The 20,986-nt window shown below is 67.8% G+C and carries 17 protein-coding genes; 8 read left to right on the top strand and 9 right to left on the bottom strand.

Annotation, left to right across the window (positions count from 1 at the left end):
• Positions 1-25: 25 nt before the first annotated feature.
• Complete coding sequence (gene ppdK / locus ABGB14_RS02185) at positions 26-2,662, top strand: pyruvate, phosphate dikinase (RefSeq protein WP_347641796.1); 2,637 nt, start codon at positions 26-28, stop codon at positions 2,660-2,662.
• A 38-nt stretch (positions 2,663-2,700) separates the two neighbouring features.
• On the opposite strand, the gene ABGB14_RS02190 is transcribed toward ppdK, so the two are convergent.
• Positions 2,701-3,681, bottom strand: a complete 981-nt coding sequence (locus ABGB14_RS02190; protein WP_347641797.1) for a ParB N-terminal domain-containing protein — start codon at positions 3,679-3,681, stop codon at positions 2,701-2,703.
• 1,385 nt (positions 3,682-5,066) lie between these two features.
• Here ABGB14_RS02190 and ABGB14_RS02195 point away from each other — a divergent pair.
• From ABGB14_RS02195 to ABGB14_RS02210, 4 genes are read left to right on the top strand one after another with little or no spacing between them, the layout of a single operon-like run.
• Entirely contained in the window at positions 5,067-6,053 is a 987-nt protein-coding gene (locus tag ABGB14_RS02195; protein ID WP_347641798.1) for a Gfo/Idh/MocA family oxidoreductase, read from the top strand.
• Complete coding sequence (locus tag ABGB14_RS02200) at positions 6,050-6,970, top strand: PfkB family carbohydrate kinase (protein WP_347641799.1); 921 nt, start codon at positions 6,050-6,052, stop codon at positions 6,968-6,970. Before ABGB14_RS02195 ends, ABGB14_RS02200 begins: the two co-directional genes overlap by 4 nt.
• Positions 6,951-7,709 carry a hypothetical protein gene (locus tag ABGB14_RS02205; RefSeq protein WP_347641800.1) on the top strand — a complete coding sequence of 253 codons (759 nt, stop codon included), beginning with the start codon at positions 6,951-6,953 and terminating at the stop codon, positions 7,707-7,709. Before ABGB14_RS02200 ends, ABGB14_RS02205 begins: the two co-directional genes overlap by 20 nt.
• Entirely contained in the window at positions 7,706-9,013 is a 1,308-nt protein-coding gene (locus tag ABGB14_RS02210) for a M20/M25/M40 family metallo-hydrolase (RefSeq protein WP_347641801.1), read from the top strand. The genes ABGB14_RS02205 and ABGB14_RS02210 overlap by 4 nt, the downstream gene beginning before the upstream one ends.
• Positions 9,014-9,063: 50 nt before the next feature.
• Here ABGB14_RS02210 and ABGB14_RS02215 read toward each other — a convergent pair whose 3' ends face one another.
• On the bottom strand, positions 9,064-9,753 hold the full coding sequence (locus ABGB14_RS02215) for a hypothetical protein (protein ID WP_347641802.1): 690 nt from the start codon (positions 9,751-9,753) through the stop codon (positions 9,064-9,066).
• A 200-nt stretch (positions 9,754-9,953) separates the two neighbouring features.
• Between ABGB14_RS02215 and ABGB14_RS02220 the strand changes: the two genes are divergently transcribed.
• Complete coding sequence (locus ABGB14_RS02220) at positions 9,954-10,559, top strand: hypothetical protein (protein WP_347641803.1); 606 nt, start codon at positions 9,954-9,956, stop codon at positions 10,557-10,559.
• A gap of 83 nt (positions 10,560-10,642) precedes the next feature.
• Here the strand turns inward: ABGB14_RS02220 and ABGB14_RS02225 are convergent, their stop codons facing one another.
• The 6 genes from ABGB14_RS02225 to ABGB14_RS02250 all read right to left on the bottom strand — a co-directional run bounded on the left by ABGB14_RS02225 (position 10,643) and on the right by ABGB14_RS02250 (position 16,980).
• Positions 10,643-12,217, bottom strand: a complete 1,575-nt coding sequence (locus tag ABGB14_RS02225) for a class I SAM-dependent methyltransferase (protein WP_347641804.1) — start codon at positions 12,215-12,217, stop codon at positions 10,643-10,645.
• 72 nt (positions 12,218-12,289) lie between these two features.
• Entirely contained in the window at positions 12,290-12,853 is a 564-nt protein-coding gene (locus ABGB14_RS02230) for a hypothetical protein (protein WP_347641805.1), read from the bottom strand.
• Positions 12,843-13,859, bottom strand: a complete 1,017-nt coding sequence (locus tag ABGB14_RS02235; protein ID WP_347641806.1) for a hypothetical protein — start codon at positions 13,857-13,859, stop codon at positions 12,843-12,845. The genes ABGB14_RS02230 and ABGB14_RS02235 overlap by 11 nt, the downstream gene beginning before the upstream one ends.
• A 78-nt stretch (positions 13,860-13,937) precedes the next feature.
• Positions 13,938-15,143, bottom strand: coding sequence for a phytanoyl-CoA dioxygenase family protein (locus tag ABGB14_RS02240; protein WP_347641807.1), 1,206 nt, complete (start codon positions 15,141-15,143; stop codon positions 13,938-13,940).
• 320 nt (positions 15,144-15,463) lie between these two features.
• A complete protein-coding gene (locus ABGB14_RS02245) occupies positions 15,464-16,126 on the bottom strand; it encodes a nucleoside monophosphate kinase (protein ID WP_347641808.1) in 663 nt (220 codons plus the stop codon).
• Entirely contained in the window at positions 16,123-16,980 is an 858-nt protein-coding gene (locus tag ABGB14_RS02250; RefSeq protein ID WP_347641809.1) for an LLM class flavin-dependent oxidoreductase, read from the bottom strand. The genes ABGB14_RS02245 and ABGB14_RS02250 overlap by 4 nt, the downstream gene beginning before the upstream one ends.
• Before the next feature lie 288 nt (positions 16,981-17,268).
• Between ABGB14_RS02250 and gltX the strand changes: the two genes are divergently transcribed.
• On the top strand, positions 17,269-18,684 hold the full coding sequence (gltX, locus tag ABGB14_RS02255; protein ID WP_347641810.1) for a glutamate--tRNA ligase: 1,416 nt from the start codon (positions 17,269-17,271) through the stop codon (positions 18,682-18,684).
• Between the two features lie 99 nt (positions 18,685-18,783).
• Here gltX and ABGB14_RS02260 read toward each other — a convergent pair whose 3' ends face one another.
• Positions 18,784-20,217 carry a condensation domain-containing protein gene (locus ABGB14_RS02260; protein ID WP_347641811.1) on the bottom strand — a complete coding sequence of 478 codons (1,434 nt, stop codon included), beginning with the start codon at positions 20,215-20,217 and terminating at the stop codon, positions 18,784-18,786.
• A gap of 392 nt (positions 20,218-20,609) precedes the next feature.
• On the opposite strand from ABGB14_RS02260, the gene ABGB14_RS02265 reads away from it, so the two are divergent.
• Positions 20,610-20,900, top strand: a complete 291-nt coding sequence (locus tag ABGB14_RS02265) for an acyl carrier protein (RefSeq protein WP_347641812.1) — start codon at positions 20,610-20,612, stop codon at positions 20,898-20,900.
• Positions 20,901-20,986 lie beyond the last annotated feature (86 nt).

Here is a 20,986-nt window from a genome sequence, read left to right on the forward strand (position 1 = left end):
TCAGAGGCGTCGGATTGGAGTTGTGGTGGGGAAGTACGTTTACGATTTCACCGAGGGCAACAGGAATCTCAAAGATCTTCTCGGCGGTAAGGGAGCCAACCTCGCCGAAATGACCAACCTCGGGCTGCCCGTTCCTCCCGGATTCACGATCACCAGCGAGGCCTGCCGCCACTACCTGGCGGAAGGCTCGACACCGGGAGGCCTGGAGCAGGAGGTCGCGGAGCATCTGGGCGCGCTCGAGGGCCGGATGGGCAGGAAACTCGGCCAGGCCGACGACCCGCTGCTCGTCAGCGTACGCTCCGGGGCGAAATTCTCCATGCCGGGCATGATGGAGACGGTGCTCAACATCGGGCTCAACGACGAGTCGGTGCACGGCCTGGCCAAGCAGGCGGGCGGCAACGAACGTTTCGCCTGGGACTCTTACCGCCGGCTCGTCCAGATGTTCGGCAAGACGGTGCTCGGGATCGACGGGGACCTGTTCGAGCGGGCGCTCGACGCCGTCAAGGGCAGGCGCAACGACACCGACCTCGACGCGGGCGAGCTGCAGCGGCTCGTGGAGACGTACAAGGGCATCGTCCGCGAGCAGACGGGCGGCGACTTCCCCGCCGACCCGCGCGAGCAGATGCGCCTGGCCGTCACCGCCGTCTTCGACTCGTGGAACGCGCCACGCGCCGTCCTCTACCGCCGCCAGGAACGTATCCCCGCCGACCTCGGCACCGCCGTCAACATCATGGCCATGGTCTTCGGCAACTACGGTGACGACTCCGGCACCGGCGTCGCCTTCACCCGCGACCCCGGCTCGGGCCTGCAGGGCATCTACGGCGACTACCTGCAGAACGCCCAGGGCGAGGACGTGGTGGCCGGCATCCGCAACACGATCCCGCTCCAGGAGCTCGAACGCCTCGACAAGCACTCGTACGACGAGCTGCTCGCCATCATGGAGACCCTGGAGAACCACTACAAGGACCTGTGCGACATCGAGTTCACGATCGAGCGCGGCAAGCTCTGGATGTTGCAGACGCGCGTCGGCAAGCGCACGGCGGCGGCCGCGTTCTGCATCGCCACCCAGCTCGTCGACCAGGGCCTGATCACGCTCGACGAGGCCGTCACCCGGGTCACCGGCGACCAGCTGGCCCAGCTCATGTTCCCGCGCTTCGACGCGGACGCCGACAGGAAGACGATCGCCAAAGGCATGAACGCCTCGCCCGGCGCCGCCGTCGGCAGGGCCGTCTTCTGCTCCGAGCGGGCCATCGAGCTGTCGGAGCAGGGCGAGGACGTCATCCTGGTCCGGCGCGAGACCAACCCCGACGACCTGGCCGGCATGATCGCCGCCAGGGGCATCCTGACCAGCCGCGGCGGCAAGACCTCCCACGCGGCCGTGGTCGCCCGCGGCATGGGCAAGACGTGCGTGTGCGGGGCCGAGGAGCTGGAGGTGTCCACGGAGGAGCGCAGGTTCACCGCGCCGGGTGGCGTGGTCGTCTCCGAGGGTGACCTCATCTCCATCGACGGGACCACGGGGGAGGTGTTCCTCGGGGAGGTGCCGGTGGTGGACTCGGCGGTCGTCGAATACTTCGAGGGCGCGGAGCCGGACGACGAGCTGGTCAGGGCCGTCGACCGGATCATGCGCCGCGCGGACGCCGCCCGCCGGCTCGGCGTGCGGGCCAACGCGGACAGCCCGGACGACGCGGCGCGGGCCCGCCGGTTCGGCGCGCAGGGGATCGGGCTGTGCCGCACCGAGCACATGTTCCTGGGGGAGCGCAGGCGGCTGGTGGAGGACCTGGTCCTGGCGTCGACGGACGACGAACGCCAGGCCGCGCTGGATGCCCTGGAACCGCTCCAGAAAGCAGACTTTGTAGCGATATTTCAGGCTATGGATGGCGATCCCGTCACCATCCGCCTCATCGACCCGCCCCTGCACGAGTTCCTTCCCGACATCGTGGACCTGTCCGTCAGGGTCGCCACCTCATCGGACGTCACCGGCAAGGACCGAGAGCTCCTGGCCGCCGTCAAGCGCCTGCACGAGCAGAACCCGATGCTCGGGCTGCGCGGCGTGCGCCTCGGCCTGGTCATCCCCGGCCTGTTCGCCATGCAGGTGCGCGCCATCGCCCACGCGGCGAAGGAGGTGCCGGGCGCCCGGCCGGAGATCATGATCCCGCTGGTGGCCGCCGTACAGGAGCTGGAGTCCGTACGTGAGGAGGCCGTCAGGATCCTCGCGGAGGCCGGCGTCGAGGCCCTGATCGGCACCATGATCGAAGTGCCCAGAGCGGCGCTGACGGCGGGCAGGATCGCCGAGGCCGCGGAGTTCTTCTCCTTCGGCACCAACGACCTCACCCAGATGTCCTGGGGCTTCTCCAGGGACGACGTGGAGGCGTCGTTCTTCTCGCGCTATCTCGACCTCGGCATCTTCGGCGTCTCTCCCTTCGAGACCCTCGACAGGGAGGGCGTCGGCCGCCTGATCGAGATCGCGGTCGAGGAGGGCAGGGCCACCCGGCCCGGCCTGCACCTGGGAATCTGCGGCGAGCACGGAGGCGACCCGGACTCCGTGCACTTCTGCCACGACGTGGGCCTGGACTACGTCTCGTGCAGCCCGTTCCGCATCCCGGTGGCCCGCCTGGAAGCCGGCCGCGCCGCGCTGAAGGACACCGACTCCGACACCCGCTGAACACGAAACGGGTGCCACGAAAGAGGTGCCCGCTGACGTCACCTGTCGTTGTCGTCCTGTCGCTCCAGCTCGATGGCGAGGGAACTCCAGACATCCGCGTACCCGCGAGCGATCCTGGCGACGACGACGGCGCAGTGCGGCGGTACGTTGCAAAGGGCCGTCCGAGCCTGTGCGATGTTGATGACGTGCGTCCCCAGCCAGCGCAACAGGTGCCGGCCGGACTCGCTGTAACGCAGCGCGGGATCACGGCGCAGGCCATCCAACATCACCCCCGGGTCCAGGGTGCGCACGGCTTGCTGCGCGTCCGGCCCGCCGGCGATCGGTGAGCTCCGTTCGTACGGTGTGCGATGCCGGGAGGGCACCGGATCCTTGCCCGACGCCAGGCGCGCGCGCACATCCCGCACGGTCCCGACCGAGACACCCGCTTCCCGCGCGATCTCACGTAAAGAGGCGCCCGGCCGGTCGATGATCGTGCGGGAAGCGATTCGCCGGCCCTCCGCGGTGTTCAACGGCCGCACCTTTCCGTCACGACCGATCCGCTGGTCGGTTATTCCGCTGTGAGATCCGTGACGAATGCGGGCAACGGTCTTCGCGGACAGTCCCGTGGTGTGCGCGATCGACCGGTCGGAGAGTTGCGGATGGGAACGTATGATGCGCGTTGCCGCGCTCTGGCGTTCTGCTTGCGTGAGCGGCAGACCATGCCTGATGTTGGCGGCGACCGCAAGCCGGAAAGCCTCAGCATCATTGCCGTGGAAATAGTGCGCATCGATTTCTGTCAAGCCCTTGAGAAGTGCTGCCTCAAGCCGGTGCATGCCGTCGATGACTTGCATGGTCGGGTAGTGAACTATAATAGCAGGAAGTGGATCATCGACTTCCGCCAAGGTGCGCACGTGGTCGCGGTCAATGCCGTTGAGACGCGGTGAGTCGGAAATGCAGAGCTTGCTCGTGCTTATTCTTACGATCTCTTGGGAGATTCCGGGTTCGTTGTCGCCGGAAGTGGGGGAGAAGTCGCGTGCCATCGTCTCATGAGCTCGGCCAGATGTTACTGAGCGAAGTCGTTGAGACATTGCACCACCCTTTCCTGTGAGCGCTGTGGTGACGTCGCCCGCCCGTGATCGGTGGCCGCTGCTCAAGGACCGCCGGCTGGGCGTGGTCTCCGCGGTATGGTGATCTCGCCCTCTCGTCGCATGACGGCAATGCTGCCCGAGGCCTCCGGAGACCTCTCGGGGGGCGACGCGTGAGTGGTCTCGATACGGGTCCCGGTCGGAGGGCGCCGGCTACTTCGAGGATGTCCGGCCTGCGGCGCCGCTGTGTGCAGCATATATATGAGAGAATAAGAACGTGTCAGGCGAACGCCTGACAGTCGGTTCAGTGCGCACTCAAGTGAGGCGAAGATCGGCTGAACCTCAATGAATCGTGCGGGAGTTGGCCTTTGCGGCTTCGCCGCCTCGTCCGGGCGCCGCTGCCGTTCCTGCGCCAGCGGTAGCCCACGATCACGTACCGACGTGTGGGCCTGGTGCACAGCAGAAACGCAGCGCATACTTCGATGAAGCAACGACGACGTGATAATAGCGGTGGCCTGCTCGGCCTTACTTGTCAGATGGAGGGCCCCTGGGATCTTCGTGAGAGATGTGTGCGGTCCGACTTGACCAAGTGCTTATGACTGCAGGCACGAAATGATGCAAACATAGGAAGTCATCCCGGTCAACCGTTAGAACCGCCGTGCGGCAACCTGGGAGTTATCTTTTTCTGAGGGCCTCCTGCCGGAAAAAGCTTCGTTTCTTTGTCGGAGGGCTGCAAGAACTGCGACTGTCAACTCCCGTGCGGCCAAAAGTTGGAAGCATCTTCAGTCGGAGGTTCGTTGAGACGATGAACAAACTTCTGATCTCCGCGATGGCCGGAAGGGTCGCGCCCGGCCCGGTGGGCACGGACGTTGCCCAGGTCAACGGTGTTGTCCTGGGCGGGCTCATCCGGTGCGCCGGCCGCCGGGAGAGGTGCCGCCTCCGCCTCGTGGCCGGCGCCGGAGCGGCGGCACGCACCGCGTGCGAGATCGGCGGCGGCCCGGTCGGGTGCCTTGACAGAACGGTTCACTGATCCTTATTACGGTTATAGCCAATTCCGGCTCGGCGGATTGAACATCACCATCGGCATCCCCCGTAACGGCATGCGATGGGTGCGGAGGCCTATCCCCGCTCGACCCGGTCTCTTGTCTGCTGCGAAGCTCCGCGACCGCGCCGGATCCAGCGCGCTCGCGCCGTGGAGCCAGGAGGGGCCGTACGGAGCGGTCACCCGGATGGCGAGTTCGACGGATCAACTCCTGGACACGCAGGTCCACCCGACGAGGAGTAGAACATGATCATTTCCCCGATCCACATCGCTCGTCGCCCGCATGGCGTCCACAGCCATGCGTAGCATCGTGCTCGGCGTCGGCGGATTCGGGCGCGAAGTGCTCCCTGCCCTGGCGGCCAACGGGATCGAGATCGCCGCCGTGGTCGATCACGACACCGGCGCCCTGGCCGACGCCGCGCACACCTACGAGGTGACGCCGTCGGCGGTCTTTGACAACGACGAGAGCCAGTGGTGGGACACCGACGCGCACCTCGTGGTCGATTGCACACCACCCGGCCATCATCTTCGCCACGCGGAGGCGGCGTTCCGGACTGGCAAGGATCTTCTGGTCGCCAAACCGATGGCCCTCAACCTGGGGGACGCGTCACGGATCATGGATCTCGCCACCGCGGCCGGCCGGCGCCTGGCCATCATCCAGCAGATGCGCTATCTGCCGGCGTTTCTCAAAGTGCGTGACCTCATCGGCGAGGGTTCCCTGGGCCGGCTGGGAGTCGTGACCATCACGTTCAACGTCGAGGGCACCTTCTGGCGACCTGGCCTCGCCTGGCGGCTGGCGATGGACCAGCCCGTCCTGTGGGAGGGCAGCGTGCACGTGCTGGACCTCGTGCGCTGGGTCATCGACGACGAGCCGGCGGCCGTCGTCGCGCATGCCTTCAGCCCGCCATGGAGTGAGTTTCGCGGCCCGGCCGGCCTGACGATGTGCGCCGAGTTGCGCGGCGGGACGGTCGTACGCTACCTGGCGAACTGGGCGCCGCGTGGAAGCGCTGTGGTGCCGCTCAACTCCGGCTGGGAGCTCGAGTTCGACCACGGGGTCGTGCGCGTCGTCGACGAGAGCGTCACGGTCAACGGCGAAGTGGTGTTCGAGCCGTCCGCCCAGCCGACGCCGCTGGCCGACCTGAACACCCGGCTCGTACGGTGGTATCTCGGCTGGCTCGACGGCCAGGATCCAAGGGGCCCGACCGGTGCCGACAACCTGCGCACCGTGGCGTTCGCGGACGCACTCCAGCGGGCCGCCACGAACGGCGTCCGGGTGACGTTGTGACGGGCGTCGCCGGCGTGCCCATAGTCGTCTTCGGAGACGTGTGCCTGCACGTCACCGTCCGATCGTCCGGCACGGGTGATTTCTGCGCCGGCGATGTGAAGCTGGACCCTGGCGGTAGCGCCGCGATGGTGGCGCTGCAACTGGCCGCGCTGGAACGGCGGGTCGCGATGGTGGGTGTGGCGGGGGAGGACGATCTGGCCGAGCATCTGCGCGAGAGCCTGATCGCGTCCGGCGTCGACTGTTCGCGGTGGGCGTCCGTGGCGGGCGGCACCGCGAGGGTCGCCATCCTCGTCGAATCAGGCGGTGACCATCGCGTCATCGTGAACCAGGAGGGCGTGACCCGGCCCGGCGAGGCGCTGACCCCGCTGCTTCGCGAGCTCCGCGTGCGGGGCGACGCCCTGTGTTATGTGCCCGGCTTTCCCAGCTATGACCCACTGCGCGTGGCCCTGGTCGAGCAAGGCGCACGCGTGGTGTGCGACTTCGGGTTCCGTCCATGGCTGACCGACGCCGCGACGGCGCGCGACAACATCGTGCCCCGCGTCGATGGCGTCGCGATCGCGATATGCAGCGGCGCCTCCTTCTCGGAAGGCGACAACCGGGCGTTGGCGCAGGCCTGCATCGCCGGGGGCGCCGCAGGGGTCGTCACGTCACTCGGGTCGCGGGGATGCCTGGTGAGCGACGCGGACAGCAGCACGCATCAGGCCGGATTCGCCACCCATCCCGTCAACACCCTGGGCGCCGGCGACTCGCTGGTCGCAGGTTTGCTGGCGGCCCTGAGCGATGGGCGCCCCCTGCGGGAGGCATGCCTCTTCGCTCAGGCCGTAGCCGCAGCGAAGATCGCGACACTGTCCCGGCCCGCGACCGTCCATGGCGTTCGCACCCTACTCGCAACGGCAGGTGATCAGGATGACCATTGACGCTGGCCTCAGCGCCTATCCGATGGGGGACGAGCCCCAGCACAATCTGCAGCGGATGTTCGCCGACATGAAGCGGGTGGACCTCGCCCGGCATTTCGTCGATGACGTCCTGAGGAAGGGAACCGACGTCTTCATCATCGCCGTCGACCTCGACCGGTCCGCGGTCGTACGCCGCCGCGGCGTGAAAGAGAAGCGTCACCTTGTCGTGCAACTTCATGAGCTGCTGCGTTCCGCGCTCCCGGAGCAGGCGACGTTCCTGGATTCCGGGTCACGCGACGAGGGATGGATCGTCCTCACCCCTGACGATCCCCATGAGCCCACCCGGCTGGCCGAGCGGCTGCACCAGCTGATCGGCGGCCACGTCTTCCGCCTGATCGACGGCGAGGAGGTGCGGCTGACGGCAAGCTTCGGCGTCGCCCGCTCCCCCCTCCACGGCAGCACCGGGCAGGACCTTCTCTGGGCGGTGGGCGAGGCCCTGTGGCAGGCCAAGCTGACCCGCGATGCGGTGTACGTGGCCGACGCGCCCGTTGCGGTGGAGCCGCAGACATTCCGGATAACCGTCGAGCAGCAGCGTCAGCTCGCCGCACTGCGCCGGCGGACGGGCCGCCCGGACGACTCACTGTTCCACGAGGCGTTGCAACTCCTGCTCGAGAACCACGCGCCACGGTGGCATTGGATCGTCGACAAACGCGGCCCGACACCCGGTGGGCCGGCGCGTCGCGGAGCCGAGTTCGAGTGAACGAGCTGGTAACGGAGGCGCAGCGCCTCCTGTCCGAGCTCATCCGTGCCCGCTCGTGCAACCCGCCGGGTGACACGGCTGCCGCTGTGGCGGTCCTGGCCGCTTATCTGCGCCGTTCGGGCATCGACCCGACCGTGTACGAAGCCGAGCCCGGACGCGCGAGCCTGGTCACCCGCATCCGCGGAGCCGGCGACGGTCCATCGTTGCTCCTGCTCTCGCACCTGGACACGGTCGACGCCGACCCCGCCGAGTGGTCGTCGGATCCGTGGGGTGGGATCGTGCGCGACGGCAGCGTCTGGGGGCGTGGCGCGCTGGATCTCAAGGGACAGGCCGCGGCTCAGGCCGTCGCGGTCGCCTCGCTGCTGCGCTCCGGTGTCCCTTTCCGCGGCGACGTCGTCCTCGCCGCCACCGCCGATGAGGAGCTCGGCTCGGAGCTCGGCACCCGATGGCTGCTGGACCGGCACCCTGAGGCACTGCGCACCGACTACGCCCTCACCCACGGTGCCGGGGATCGCATGGTCCTGGACGACCGCGCCGTCTACTTCTGCGCGACCGCTGAGCGGGTCACCGCCGAGCTCACCGTCACCATCACCGCACCCGCTGGGCTGCCCATGCTGGCAGAGCAGCCGAACGCCATCGCTGAGGCCGGCCGGTTCGTGAGCAAGGTCGCCGGCCAGCACATCGGCGACACGCCGGCCGAAGAGGCCACGGTCGTGATGGATGCGCTCGCCGGGACCGGACGACCTCCGGGGGAGGTCGCCGCTGCGGCGGGAAGCATCCACCCTGCTCTGCGCACCCTGCTGACGCCCTTGACGGGAACCACGCTCGTCCCGTTGAAGATCGTTTCGACCTCCCTCGCCGGACGCCCGTCGGTCTGCGAGATCCACTTCTCCTGCTGGCTGCTGCCCGGCTGCGGCCGTGAAGAGATCGAAACCGTTCTCGAAGCGGCGGCGGTGGAGCTGCCTTACCGCGTAGCCTGGCGGCCGATCCGAGGGGGCAGCCGGTCGCCGACGGCCACTCCGCTCTGGGGAGCGATCGAGAGTTTCGTCCGGCGCGTCGATGCCGGATCGCTGCTGCTGCCGCTGTGCGACGCCGGCTTCACCGACTCCCACTGGCTGCGCGAGCGGTACGGTACGGTCGCGTACGGATTCTTTCCCATGCGCGAGATGACGACCTCCGAGGCGGCCAGGACCGTCCACGGGCCGGACGAGCGGATGCCCCTGTCAGACCTGGGCCTTCAGGTTGATTTCTACCGCCATGTCATCACCTCCATCGGCAGCAGCGCATGCGATGGGCAGGGATGACGTCTCATCCGCCGGTCGCTGATCGCCGGACCGGCCGGTGAGGCGCGCCGTCAGCATCCGCCGTTCATGCCGCTCCCGTGATCGGCGACAGCGTCGATCCGTTCCCCGGCGGTGACGAAAAGATCAGTGGCGAGTCGCGCGCAGAAGCGCGTCAGCTTGTCGCCGTTCGCGATGGGGGCACCTCTGTGGAAGGGGGTGTTCGCGGCGAATCTTGGGAGATGAGCAGGAGGGGTGGCGCTGGACGGGTGGGCATCGACGCTGCTCTCGGCTCGCTGGACGGCGGCGTGGGCGGGTTCGAGCAGGGAGAACTCCCGGTGGCACGGTATGGAGCGCGCGGCCCGGGCCACCTTCGTGTACGGACACGTGAGGCCAGGCGCCGGAGGGCCGGGCCAGAGGTATCGGTGCCACTTCTCACGCCCTGTCGGTTCGTCCCAGAAGAAGAGCAACGCCGGCATGAGTTCCGCCGCCGATGCGAAGAAGGAACTGTAGGCGCCCGGGCCGGTCATGGCGGCCAGCGTGGCACGAGTGGCCGGAGCCAGCGCGAGGAAGACCGCCGCCGCGAACGTCCTTTCGAGCTCGGCGCGATCGGCCTGCTCCGGAAGGACGAACCACGCGGCGCTGTCACGGACCAGGCCGCGCTCGACGGTGGCCGCCGCCCAGCGCCGCTTCATCCCGTGGATCGCCGGACGGCGGCTTTTCCCGGCCGGGAATGCGGCCCGGGGCTCTCCGTTGAACGACATGCCGGCAATCTCCTCTGTCGTGCCCGTCAGGGAAGTTGAAGCGCGTTATCCCGTCTTATTTCACTCCGCGGCCATGACCATGTACAGCCAGAAAAGCCGGTATATTGTCGTCAATATTGAGGCTGCTTTCCCGCTGATCGTCATTCCTCTTTTCCGCAATTCGATCCGCGGGCCGGCCGTACCCGTGAGGAGCATGGGACATGACTCGATGGGGCGCCTTGGACATTGATTCCAGCGCTGCCGTGCACGAGGTGCTCGAGCACACGGTCGTCGCCTCGATCGCTTATGTCTCCGAGCGATTCCGCACGGCCCGCGATCGCCTCGGGGTCGCCTGGTTCGGTGCCGACCCGCAGGGGTTCGCGGGCGCGGGAGACGATCTCGCCGCGCCACTGCGCCGGATGGCGCAGATCGATGAACTGCTCCGCGCGGAAGGAGCCGCTCCCCACTGGCACGGGCTGGCTAATTTCGTCTGGGTGATGGACGCCCCCACGCCGGCATCGGTGCGCCGTGCCGCCGGGACGATCGCCGCGCCCAGCCATGTGCGTGACATTCCGCTCCTCCATGGCGCGGCCCATGGCAGCGAAACCGGCGATCCCGTCGATCTGCTCCGGCTGGCCGCCGCCAGGACCGGCTTGTCCGGCCACGGCGGCGCAGGGGCACAGGACGGACTCACCTTGACGCCCAGGGCATTCGCGTCGTCCGAAGGCGAGCGGGCGCGGCTCGCGCGGATCTCCGAGAACCGGGACCGGGAGATCGAGCCCTTGGTACGCGAGGCGCTGGACCTGCTGTTCGCCCGGTACGCCTGACCGGCGCGACGCGCTCGCAGCCGGGCGGTTTCACGTTCCGTGCCGCGAACACCGGTGGGCCGCGCACCCCTCCCCGCCGGCGTTCAAGCGAGCCAGCTGATGCTGGTGGTCGGCGACGTTTCCGGATAAAGAACCGAGCGCCGCGAGGAGAATCCCGCGAAGGACACCGCTCCGCGGAAGGCCTCGTACGGGATGGGGGACTGCCCGGACAGCGCGTGGTAGAAGCGCAGAGCGAGCGTGTGGCTGCTTTCGAGCCGGTCTCGCACCGTCGCGATGCCGGGAGTGTGGGCCTCGATGACCACCAGGCCGTGACGTCCGCATACCTGTCGCCACTGTGCGTAGTGCTCCGCCCAGTCCTCCCGCACCGCCTCAGCGGAGATGATCGATCCCGACGGCGTGGCGTACACGCCGTCGGCGAGGCGCACGTTTCCGTTCTCGCCTTCCATGTGCCCCAGCGACCGGTTGTGGTCGACGAAAGCCCGGACGGACATGATGTCGTCCATGCCGATGCCACTGGCCGACGCCACCGCCTGCGCGACCTCCGACGGCTGCCCGACGTCTCCGAGCAGACAGATCGCCGGCAGGTTCGACAGGTTGCGCTCGCTGATCTCCAGCGCCACCGGGTCCATGTCGACACCGAGGACGACCAGGGGGTGCTCCGCGAGGGACCGGCCGCGTGACGTCGAGCCGCGGATGAACGCGTACAGCTCGCGCAGCCACGAGCCGTCGCCGCAGCCGATGTCGAGGATGGCGCGAGGTTGCTCCGCGAGCGGCGCCTGGTCGAAGTGCCTGGCGACGAGCCTGGTCGCCGCGTGGAAGTAGCCACGATGCGCGGTCGCGCTCGCCCTCACGTTGATACTGCGGTCGATCTGCCGCGTGACGTCCAAGGGTGCGATCGTCTCTCCGGCCGCCACTCGATCCGGGAGCCGGATCAGCGTTTGCGCGTAGGAACCAGCCAGTCCGTACATGGGGGCGAAGAAGGACAGCACCCGCTTGATGCCGGCTTCCGACGTTCCCAGATCGAGCGCGGCGAACAGCGGCGCGAGGTCCGCCCGATCATGGTCGCGCTCGATCCGAGGCAGCAGCGGCACGGCGAGCAGGCCTTCCAGCAGGCGGAGGAGAAGGTCCGCCGCCGCGTCCGGCAGGGAGGTGCGCCTGCTGACCGATGCCTTGGCCGAGGTCAGGATGTCGACGCAGCCGAGGAGACGCGCCACGGTGCTCTCCACGGACCACGGACGGTCACGATCGCGCTCGCGGATCGCGCGGTGAGCGTCGAGGAGGATGTCGAGTGCGAAGGCCACGTCATCCGACGCGGACAGCGACACCACGGAGCCGCCGCCGCGGTCGTCATGCACGGTCAGCCAGCCGGCATCGCACGCCGCCACGATCGAGGCCGCCACCGCGCCAGGGGAAGGCGAATCGTTCACCACGTCCGTGCAGCTGAGGCGTTCCCTGCTGAGCCGATCGAGGCTTCCTGAGGCCTCCAAGGTCGCCAGCGCGGTGATGGCCGCCAGGCCGTTCTGATGGAGGAACACGCGTCGCAGGAGTTCGCCGTTCCAGCCGCTCGCCCGCCGCTCCGCCACCTTCATGACGCATACCGGTACGAGATGCTCGATGCCGGCCTTCTCCTGGCCCTTGCTTCGGCCGGCGTTGCCCACAACATCATCGGTCTCCGCTCCGCGTCGTCGAGTGCCACCGGCACCGCATCCTCGTTCGATCGGCCGGTACGGTCAGGAGGAGGCCTCCCTGGCGGCGTGCTTCAGAACATCGCTGTGCCACGTGTCGGCGTCCGGAGGCGCCCAATAGAAGTCACCCACCGGCACGCCAAGCCGCTCACACAGGTCACGGGTCGCCCGCGCGCTCTCCGCCCAGGCGCGCACCGCCGAGGCCAGCCCGTCGTCTCCATGGCCCGTCAAGTCACCCACCAGGGCGAGAACCGCCCGGCAGTGTGCGGTGACCGCGTCCACGTCCAGCGGGAGGGCCGCACAGTAGAGGGCGGAGACTCTGTCCGCCAGATCGGGATTGACGGCCCTGAGCACCGACAGCGCGACTCTGGCTCTCGCCGTGGCGTGCTCGAAGGGCGGAAACACGGTGCAGCGCTCACGGAGCCACACGGCGACCGACGCGTCGATCAGGCTGGCGGCGGTATACCGCGCCAACCCCAGCTGGCCGGCCTGGAGGGCGCCGTCGAGGTCGTACATCAGCGCCATGATCTCGAGGCGGCCGGAGGATTCGTCGTGGGATCGCCGGAGCGCGACCGGCATGGGCACCGCCTTCGCGATCTCACCGCGCATGGCCCTTCACCTCCCTCAGCAGTCCGGCATCGATCAGTGCCTCCCGAAGGACGAGGCGGTGTGCCTGGGCTTGCCAGACGCTGGGCGCCTGCTTCCGGCCGTCGTCCGCTTCCTGCGGACCCAGAGCCGGCAGGAGCGCGGTGATCGCCGCCGTGTCCTCCGGCAGCACGTCGTACGCCGCCTTGCGGGTCATGAGGGTCGAGACGTTGTGACGGCGATCGTGCTCGATCGGCGCCGCCGCCTCGGTCACGAGGTCATCGGCGTTCATTCCGGACAGGGATTCGGCCAGCACGGTGTCGATGTGCTCGACCGCCGCGCGGACATGACGCACCGGGTCATCCGAGGGATGAAGCAGCGCCGCGATCGTGGCGACCTCGGCGGAGTCCGGGCCGAAGGCCCGGATCGCCTTCTCGAGGGTGTACTTCGGCGACGGATAGAGCTCCCCCACGTCGGTCAGGGTCCCCATCGTGCAGAGGTGGGCGGCATAACCGGCGTAGAGGGTGGCGGCGGTGACGTCACCGCTGTTCAGAGCGATCGTCGCCCGCGCGGAGAAGGCGCCGGCGTGCAGAATCGCCCACGACCTGAGCACGGGACGATACGCCTCCAGCGAGAAGACCATGCTCGGGGGGTACGCGCCCTTGACGGTCGCGCCGATGGCGAGCCGGTAATAACGATCGAGCTCCGGCCGCGACAGCCGCAGGACCTGGGCAATGGCCTTCGGATCGGTCGTCGCCAGCTTCCTGGTGAGGTCCTCCAGCTCCCGTGCCCGGACATATTCGATGTCCAACCAGCTTGCTCCGGCGAACGCCATGCGCACGGGCACGTCGCGCGGGCGGTTGTCGCTCACCACGAAGAAGTCGAGGTCGGACCGTACGTTGCCGATGCCCTCGAACAGGGAGCCCGAGACCACGAGGACCTCTTCCTCGGCGATCGAGTCGGACAACCGTGCCCACGCGTCGTATCCTGCTTTGCGGCAGATCAGCTCTATCGCAGTGCGATCATCCAAGGAACCGGTCCCATCCCAGGCTTGCGCTGTCGGCGGTCGGAATCGATGGCGGCGGTCGGGGTCGGCGACGTTCGCGCGCTACGCGTAGACGTCCCAGGCCGACGAGACGGCATTCGACCAGTCCGCGTGTTTGATGCTGTACCGATTGTCGACACCGGTGCCGGACACGGGGTCGACGAGCGAGAAGCCGGCGTACATCAGGCGTCGCTCACCACGCTGGGGGGCGACGGTCTCGTGCATCGCGCACGACAGGTGAACCGTGAGATCTCCCGCTTCGCCGTAGAGAGCCCGGACCGGCAGGTCCACCTCGTCGATATTGTGATCGACTGCCGGGAAGTTCGTACGATGAGAGCCCGCCATGACCCGGATGCCCCCGGTCACCTCGTTGGAAGGCGCCAGCAGGACCCCGATCGTCACGCCGTTGCAGAAGTACGAGTGCTTCCCCTGCCAGCAGTCCTTGTGCCAGCGAATCTCCGACGGCCCTTCCACCACACCGGTGGGTTTGACGAGGGACTCCACCCAGGACGGAGGAAACGCGAAGGAGTCTCCGGTCAGGTTGCACAGGCGCCGGAGCGGATCACTTTCCGCCACGCGCTTGCCGGCTTCCGATATCCGGTCGAAGTGCTTGAGGCGCACACACGCCTCCTGCCCGTTCTCGAGTTTCGCCCACCATCGGTGGGGGTCGTCCCTTCGGGCGGATGTGAGACCGCGGTCGATGTCGGCCGAGATGGCGGCGACGGCATCGGCGCCGATCCAGCCGCGCAGCACGAGGAAGCCGGCCTGCTCGAGAAACCTTCCCATTTCGGCGTCATCGTCATCGGGCGTGAACGACCGGTCCACGTCGAGCGGCGAGCCGTCCAGATTCGTCAGCGATATGGATCCCGGCTCGTACATCGGGCGGCCGTCGACCATCGCCCGGAGCACCACGTCCCACGCAAGTGCCGCGTTGGAATCGCCACTGCTCACCTGGGCGTCGCCTGAGACCAGCAGGGCCAGCATGGTGCGCACTTCCTGGACCCACTCGGAGAACGCGGCTTCGCCGATGTCGACGACCAGCTCTCCGCTCGTGGCGTCGTCGACGACGGTGACGGTGTCCGCTTCCGGGACCAGAGTCCGCATGGTGTCGCCGACCCGAAGCGAAAGGCGGCCAAGCCCGAGCCGCGCCGCGGCCCGAGCGGCCTGCGGTCCGGTCGTCCTGAGCAGATCCGGCAGTTCCTCGAAGAACGAGCGAGGATCTATCGTCCGGACGCCGCTGTTGGTGCGTGTGCGCATGTCGATTGTCATTCGAGCACCTCCTCGGGAGCTGGCGACGCAATTATTTCGATATGGCTGCCATATCTGTGTGTCCGGAAAAGTCGTTCGAGTTCCTCACCGATGTTGGCCGGGATTCACCAGGATCGCAACAACACGAATGAACACATAAAAACGTGCGCACCGGTGGCACTTCGCCCGCGGACTTTCGGTCGTGGCGCGTTCGGCTGTGGATGACGGCCGTGATGCCTGGAGGCGGGCGGCGTGCAAGTGAGGACCATCCGCACTTGCACACGGGCACGCCGTGGCCGCGTTGTTCGTACCGATGCCTGCGAAATTCCGGCTGGTCCCGGCTAGGAAAGCTGCCGGAACGCAGCCCGTACTATCTCGCCTCGATCTGCTGTTCCGTCCAGAACGGTCACCTCGTGACAGAGTTCGTCGAGGATTCCGCGGATGTGGTGCCGGTGCAGGCGAAGGCGTTCCGCGAACGGCCCGTCGTGGTCATCCCGCCTTCGGCCGAGCGCGGACCCGCACCGCGCACACCGGCCGGGATCCGCCTCCGAGACGGCTGCCTGCGATATTCCGCCGTCACAGGTGACGCACACCGACCGCTTGCGCATGCGTGCCATGCATACCTCGTCCGGGGCGTCCAGATAGAGAACGCGGTCGACCTGCCGGCCGCGGCCGGCCACGACCTCGATCATGAGCCGTGCCTGTTCGGCGTTGGCGGGCAGGCCCTCGATGAGCATTCCTCCCGGCAACTGCGCGTCCAGCCGGCGGGAGAACGCCTCGATGACGACCTCGTCCGGGAGCCATTGCCCCTTCTCCTGTGACTCGGCGGCCGCGAGCCACAGATCTGTCTGCTTGCTCTTCTCCTCGACGAACTGACGCCGGACGGCGAAGTGCCCGAGGCCGGGGGTCGCGTCCAGAATGCTCGTGACCAGGGTGCTCTTGCCGGACCCCGGAGGCCCGAGCAATACCAGCAAGGACGTCTTGGAGAGCGTTCGCGCGCTCATCGTGCGCCTCCGGAAACCGTGGCGCCGGCCGGCGGAAGGGCCTCCCCGAGCAGCGGAAGCACCTCTTCCGCGAAACGCGCGGGCTGCTCGGCGCGGTCAGGGCCGGGGACGCTGACGTTGAAGCCGTCGAAGCCGAGGTCTCGCAGCTTCGCAAGCTGGTCGGCGACGGCTTCCGGCGGACCGGTGATGGCATTCGGCGGCGCTTCGGCCAGCGGACCGACATGAGCCTCGAGACTGAGGACGCAGGTGATCGTCGAGGGATCGCGCCCCGCGCCGTCCGCCGCGGCGATGAGGCGGGACCTGCACGCGGTCAGCCGCTCCACCGAGGTGTAACGCAGGTACGGGATCCAGCCGTCCGCCATGCTGCCGGCCACTTCGGCTCCGCGCGGGCCGAGGACGCCCAGCCAGACAGGTATCCGGCTCGCCGGCCGTGGGCTGATCTCCGCGTCGACGACGCCGTGGTGCCGGCCGGAGAAGGTGAACTTACCGTCGCACCACAGGCCTTTGATGATCGCCGTCGCCTCGGCGAGGGCATCGATCTTCCCCCGGGCGGACGGCGGGTTCACGCCCACGGAGCGCATCTTGTTGTCCGCGCCGCCACCGCCGATCCCGAGCACGAGACGGCCGTCGGCGAGACGGTTGATGGTCTCGGCCATCTTCGCCACGAGCGCCGGGTTGCGGAACGGCGCTCCGAGAACGCGGGTGACGAGCCCGATCTGCCGCGTCGCGGCGCCGATGGAGGCCAGTGTCACCAATGGCTCGTTGGTGGGGCTGCCCCCGAACGGATGGTCCGCGACCGAAACGAAATCGAACCCCAGCCTTTCCGCCTCGATTGCTTCGTCTACGGGGTGCACGTCGCCGATAGGGTGCATGGACACGCTCAGACCGACTACAGGTCTTTCCACATCTCCTCCGTTGGACCGGGTGACTTCATCGCCTGTCCCGCGCCGCACATGCTAAGCATCCTCGTCTGCGCAGGGCCACTCGACGTCTTTCCACACGGGCGGCCGGCACGAGATGAACAGCCGGTTCGTGCACGTCACCATCCTGAGCGCACCCTCAAATCCGGCCTTCACCGTCAATTTCCTGCATGCAGCTGAGCCTGTGAACGGCCTGTGGTTTCCGCGGGTAGACTGCTCGGCGTGTCAGTAGTCCCGGTTCGCGCACGTTTCGCGCCTTCCCCCACAGGAATGTTCCACGTTGGAGGCGCGCGCTCGGCTCTCTATAATTGGGCGGTAGCGCGACAATCAGGGGGAAAGTTCGTGCTGCGGGTGGAAGACACCGACACTGCGCGAAATCGCCCAGAGTGGACGGAAGGCATTATCCAAGCTCTGGCCGCGATCGGCATCGATTCCTCGGATCCCGCTTTCGAGGGTCCCTACATGCAGTCGCAGAGTGCCGATCGGCACCGGCAGGCGGCGCTCCAGCTGTATACGAAGGGCCGGGCATACTTCTGCGACTGCACGCGTGAGCAGCTCACGGAGCGGCGAGAGTCCGAGCACCTGGGATATGACGGATTCTGCCGCGAGCGCGGGCTGGAGCCCGCGCAGGGACGCGCGTTGCGCTTTCGGACGCCGGATGACGGCGAAACCCTGATCGTGGATCTGATCCGCGGCAAGCCCGCCTTCCCCAACAGCGCGATCGAGGATTTCGTCATCGCCAGGGGCGATGGGTCGCCGGTCTTTCTCCTGGCCAATGTCGTCGACGACCTGGACCAGGGCATCACGCACGTGATCCGGGGCGAGGAGCATCTCTCCAACACGCCCAAGCAGCAGCTCCTGTGGGAGGCCCTGGGCTCGGCGCCGCCGATGTGGGCCCATCTGCCCGTCCTCGTCAACGAGAAGCGGCAGAAACTGTCCAAGCGGCGGGACAAGCTGGCGCTGGAGGAATATCTGGCAGATGGGTTCCTGCCGGACGCCCTGGTCAACTACCTGATGTTGCTGGGCTGGGGGCCGGGCGGCGATCGGGAGATCATGCCATACCCGGAGATGGAGCGGCTGTTCAGAATCGAGGACGTCAACACCTCGCCGGCGTTCTTCGATGTGAAGAAGCTGAGCGCGTTCAACGGCGAATACATCCGGGCGCTGTCCGAAGAGGCGTTCGCCGCCGCATGCGCGCCGTGGCTCACCGGGCCCCATGTGCCGTGGCGAGCGGACGCGTTCGACCCGGGCGTGTTCGCGGCGGTGGCGCCGCTGGCGCAGACCCGGCTGACGTTGTTGTCGGAGATCACGGGTTATGTGGATTTCCTGTTCCTCGACGAGCCCGTCTTCGACGAGGCGTCGTGGACCAAAGCCATGAAGCCGGGCGCCGCTCGGCTGCTGCGCGATGCGCGGACGGCGTACGCCGCCGCGGCATGGCGGGCGGAGACGCTGAAGAACGTGCTGACCGAGGTGGGCGAGCGCCACGGGCTGAAGCTGGGCAAGGCGCAGGCCCCGGTCCGGGTGGCGGTGTCGGGGCGGACGGTCGGTCTGCCCCTGTTCGAATCACTGGAAGTCCTCGGCCGTGACCGGACGGTGCGACGTCTCGACGCCGCGCTCGCGCGCTTGACCGGGGCGTGAGGCTGCGCGACGACGGGGATGCGCCTCATGCTCGTCCAGGCCGGCCCGCGGACCGCCGGAGGAAGGCTGGAGCAGCTCGGTCGTGGCCCGCGTCGGCGGTCAAGCTGTGAGGTCCCGCACCACACCGGACATGTCCTGGGCGGTCAGACGCGGCCTTTTCGCGGCCGCCAGAGCGAGGGACTCCATCGCGCGGAGAAAGACGTCGATCTCCGCCGGTGTCAGGAACGACGTGTCGGCCCGCAGGAGACAACCAAGGGCCGGCGGGCGGGCGAAGGTCACGAGGTAGACCCGCCGCCCCATACGATCCTGAGACAGGTCGCGGGTCCACCGCAGGATGGTGTCGCCCGGCGAACTGGCGGGTGTGCCACCGGCCGCAGCCCTGCAGGGCACCTCGCCCGAGAGGTTCAGATTGATCGAGAAGGGCAGTCCCACGCAATGGCGGGCTTCGCCGGAGTGGCCGTACACGAGCCGGGCCACCGCACGCGGGTCGTACTGCCCGTGCCGGTACGCCAGCAGCGCGGACCTCACCGTCGCGCTGAGGAGCTCGGGGAAACTCAGGCCGCGCACGTCGACGCTGAACGGGGTGTCCTGGACGAAGGTCCCGGCGGCTGCCCTGCGCCTGGGACCGACGCGGTTGCTGCAGTAGATCATCGACTCGCACTTCCGGGCCGGCGACCGCAGGCCGAGCAGCGCCGACCAGATAGTCAACATCAGCGTCGGCGCACCCACCCGGTACACCTCGCTCAGCCGGCAAATGGCTTCGGCAAGGGCGCGTGACTCCATGTACATCTCGCGATAGGTGGCCGGCCCGCCACCACCGGAGGCCGGGGGAGGACACTCGGCACGCAGACCCGCCACCTGCTGCTTCCAGTAGGCGAGCGACGACGCCGCGACCCGCCTCCCACGCTCACTCGCCTCGTACGTCGCCTGGTCATGGGGCTGAAGCCCGGTCTCCACTCCCGGAGATCGCTCAGCGCGCAGCAGGTGGACGAGATGGTCGCGCAGCTGTGCGACGGCCCAGCCGTCAACCGCCAGATGGAACAGGACGACCACGACATGCCGCGGCTCGCCGTCCTGGGTGACGATCGCGACGCGTATCGGCCACTCGTCCAGCCGGAACGCCGTACGCATGAGCGCGTCCTCGACCTGGTCGCGCCAGTGATCCGCCGGATGGGGTGACGCCTCGCAGACACTCACCCGCAACGATCCGGTCGAGGCGACGACCTGTCGCGGCTGATCGCCCGCCGTCTCCGCGAACGTCGTCCGCAGGGACTCGTGTTGCTCGACGAGCACGCGTACCGCTGTCAGGGCGGTGGGCAAGGTCGTGCCGTGCGGTAGCTCCACCGTGAACGGCACATTGAGGTGGGCGTGATCACCGTCGAACCAGACGGCCTCTCGCCACATCCATTGCTGGCCCCAGGTCATCGCGGATGAACATGAACGCGTCCCGCGAAACTCAAGGAGGCAGGACGTCGAGCCATCGATCACAGGCACTTCCGCTCCTCGCGTCCAGGTGCGCGGTTCCAGCCGCACGCGCCGGCGGATCGCGCCCGGTGGTGCCGTGCCTCTGGCGGAGACTCTTGCGAACGGGACAAGCCGGGCGACGGGCGGATACGGGGGCCTGATCCGCCACCGAGCGGTGACCCGCCTCTGCCGGAGGGCTGCCGGCGGCCATTTTCTTCAGGTTGGCACGCACGCGGATACCGCACAAGGCGTGCGACGTAGCACGTATGGACGATAGACGATTCGTCCGTCACGCTGGATCGATAACTTTCACCGCCCGTCGGTCCTCACGCTTGTCTTTCGCCGCGCCAAAGGGTGCTTTCCTATCCCAGGGCTCTCGTACGATGCCTTTCTCCGGGCCTGATCCGACTTGTCATATGATCGCGCGAAGCATATTTTGCTCAGCAAGGGAGAATCGTCTTATGGTGCACGAAGAACAAAACATCGCCGACGACGTACTGAAGATCATCAAAGCCACCCTGCTCGTGGAATCCGTGGATATGAAGGACAATCTCTTCGATGTCGGTGCAGACTCCCTGACCTTGCTGGAAATATGCACGCAGATTGAAGAGGGATTCGAGATCGAAGTGCCGCTGGAGTCCGTATGGGAGGCGCCGAGCGCCCTCGACATCATCCGCATCGTCGAGGACTGCGTTCACAAGGCCCGGGGGCTCACCGTCAGTGGCCGGGAGGCCGAAACGCCTGCCTCGTGACTGCTGACCGGGGACGATCTGGAAGAGGTCAGGGTGTCGTCATCCTTTACATATCCGGCCATCCCATCGCAGTCGGCGTTCAGGGC

Source organism: Nonomuraea sp. B10E15 (assembly GCF_039871615.1).
Taxonomy (GTDB): Bacteria; Actinomycetota; Actinomycetes; order Streptosporangiales; family Streptosporangiaceae; genus Nonomuraea.

Coding starts and splice junctions, on each gene's coding strand:
- ABGB14_RS02265 (WP_347641812.1), top strand. CDS start 20,610: ATGGTGCACGAAGAACAAAACATCGCCGACGACGTACTGAAGATCATC.
- ABGB14_RS02195 (WP_347641798.1), top strand. CDS start 5,067: ATGCGTAGCATCGTGCTCGGCGTCGGCGGATTCGGGCGCGAAGTGCTC.
- ABGB14_RS02245 (WP_347641808.1), bottom strand. CDS start 16,126: ATGAGCGCGCGAACGCTCTCCAAGACGTCCTTGCTGGTATTGCTCGGG.
- ABGB14_RS02220 (WP_347641803.1), top strand. CDS start 9,954: ATGACTCGATGGGGCGCCTTGGACATTGATTCCAGCGCTGCCGTGCAC.
- ABGB14_RS02215 (WP_347641802.1), bottom strand. CDS start 9,753: ATGTCGTTCAACGGAGAGCCCCGGGCCGCATTCCCGGCCGGGAAAAGC.
- ABGB14_RS02240 (WP_347641807.1), bottom strand. CDS start 15,143: ATGACAATCGACATGCGCACACGCACCAACAGCGGCGTCCGGACGATA.
- ABGB14_RS02190 (WP_347641797.1), bottom strand. CDS start 3,681: ATGGCACGCGACTTCTCCCCCACTTCCGGCGACAACGAACCCGGAATC.
- ABGB14_RS02230 (WP_347641805.1), bottom strand. CDS start 12,853: ATGCGCGGTGAGATCGCGAAGGCGGTGCCCATGCCGGTCGCGCTCCGG.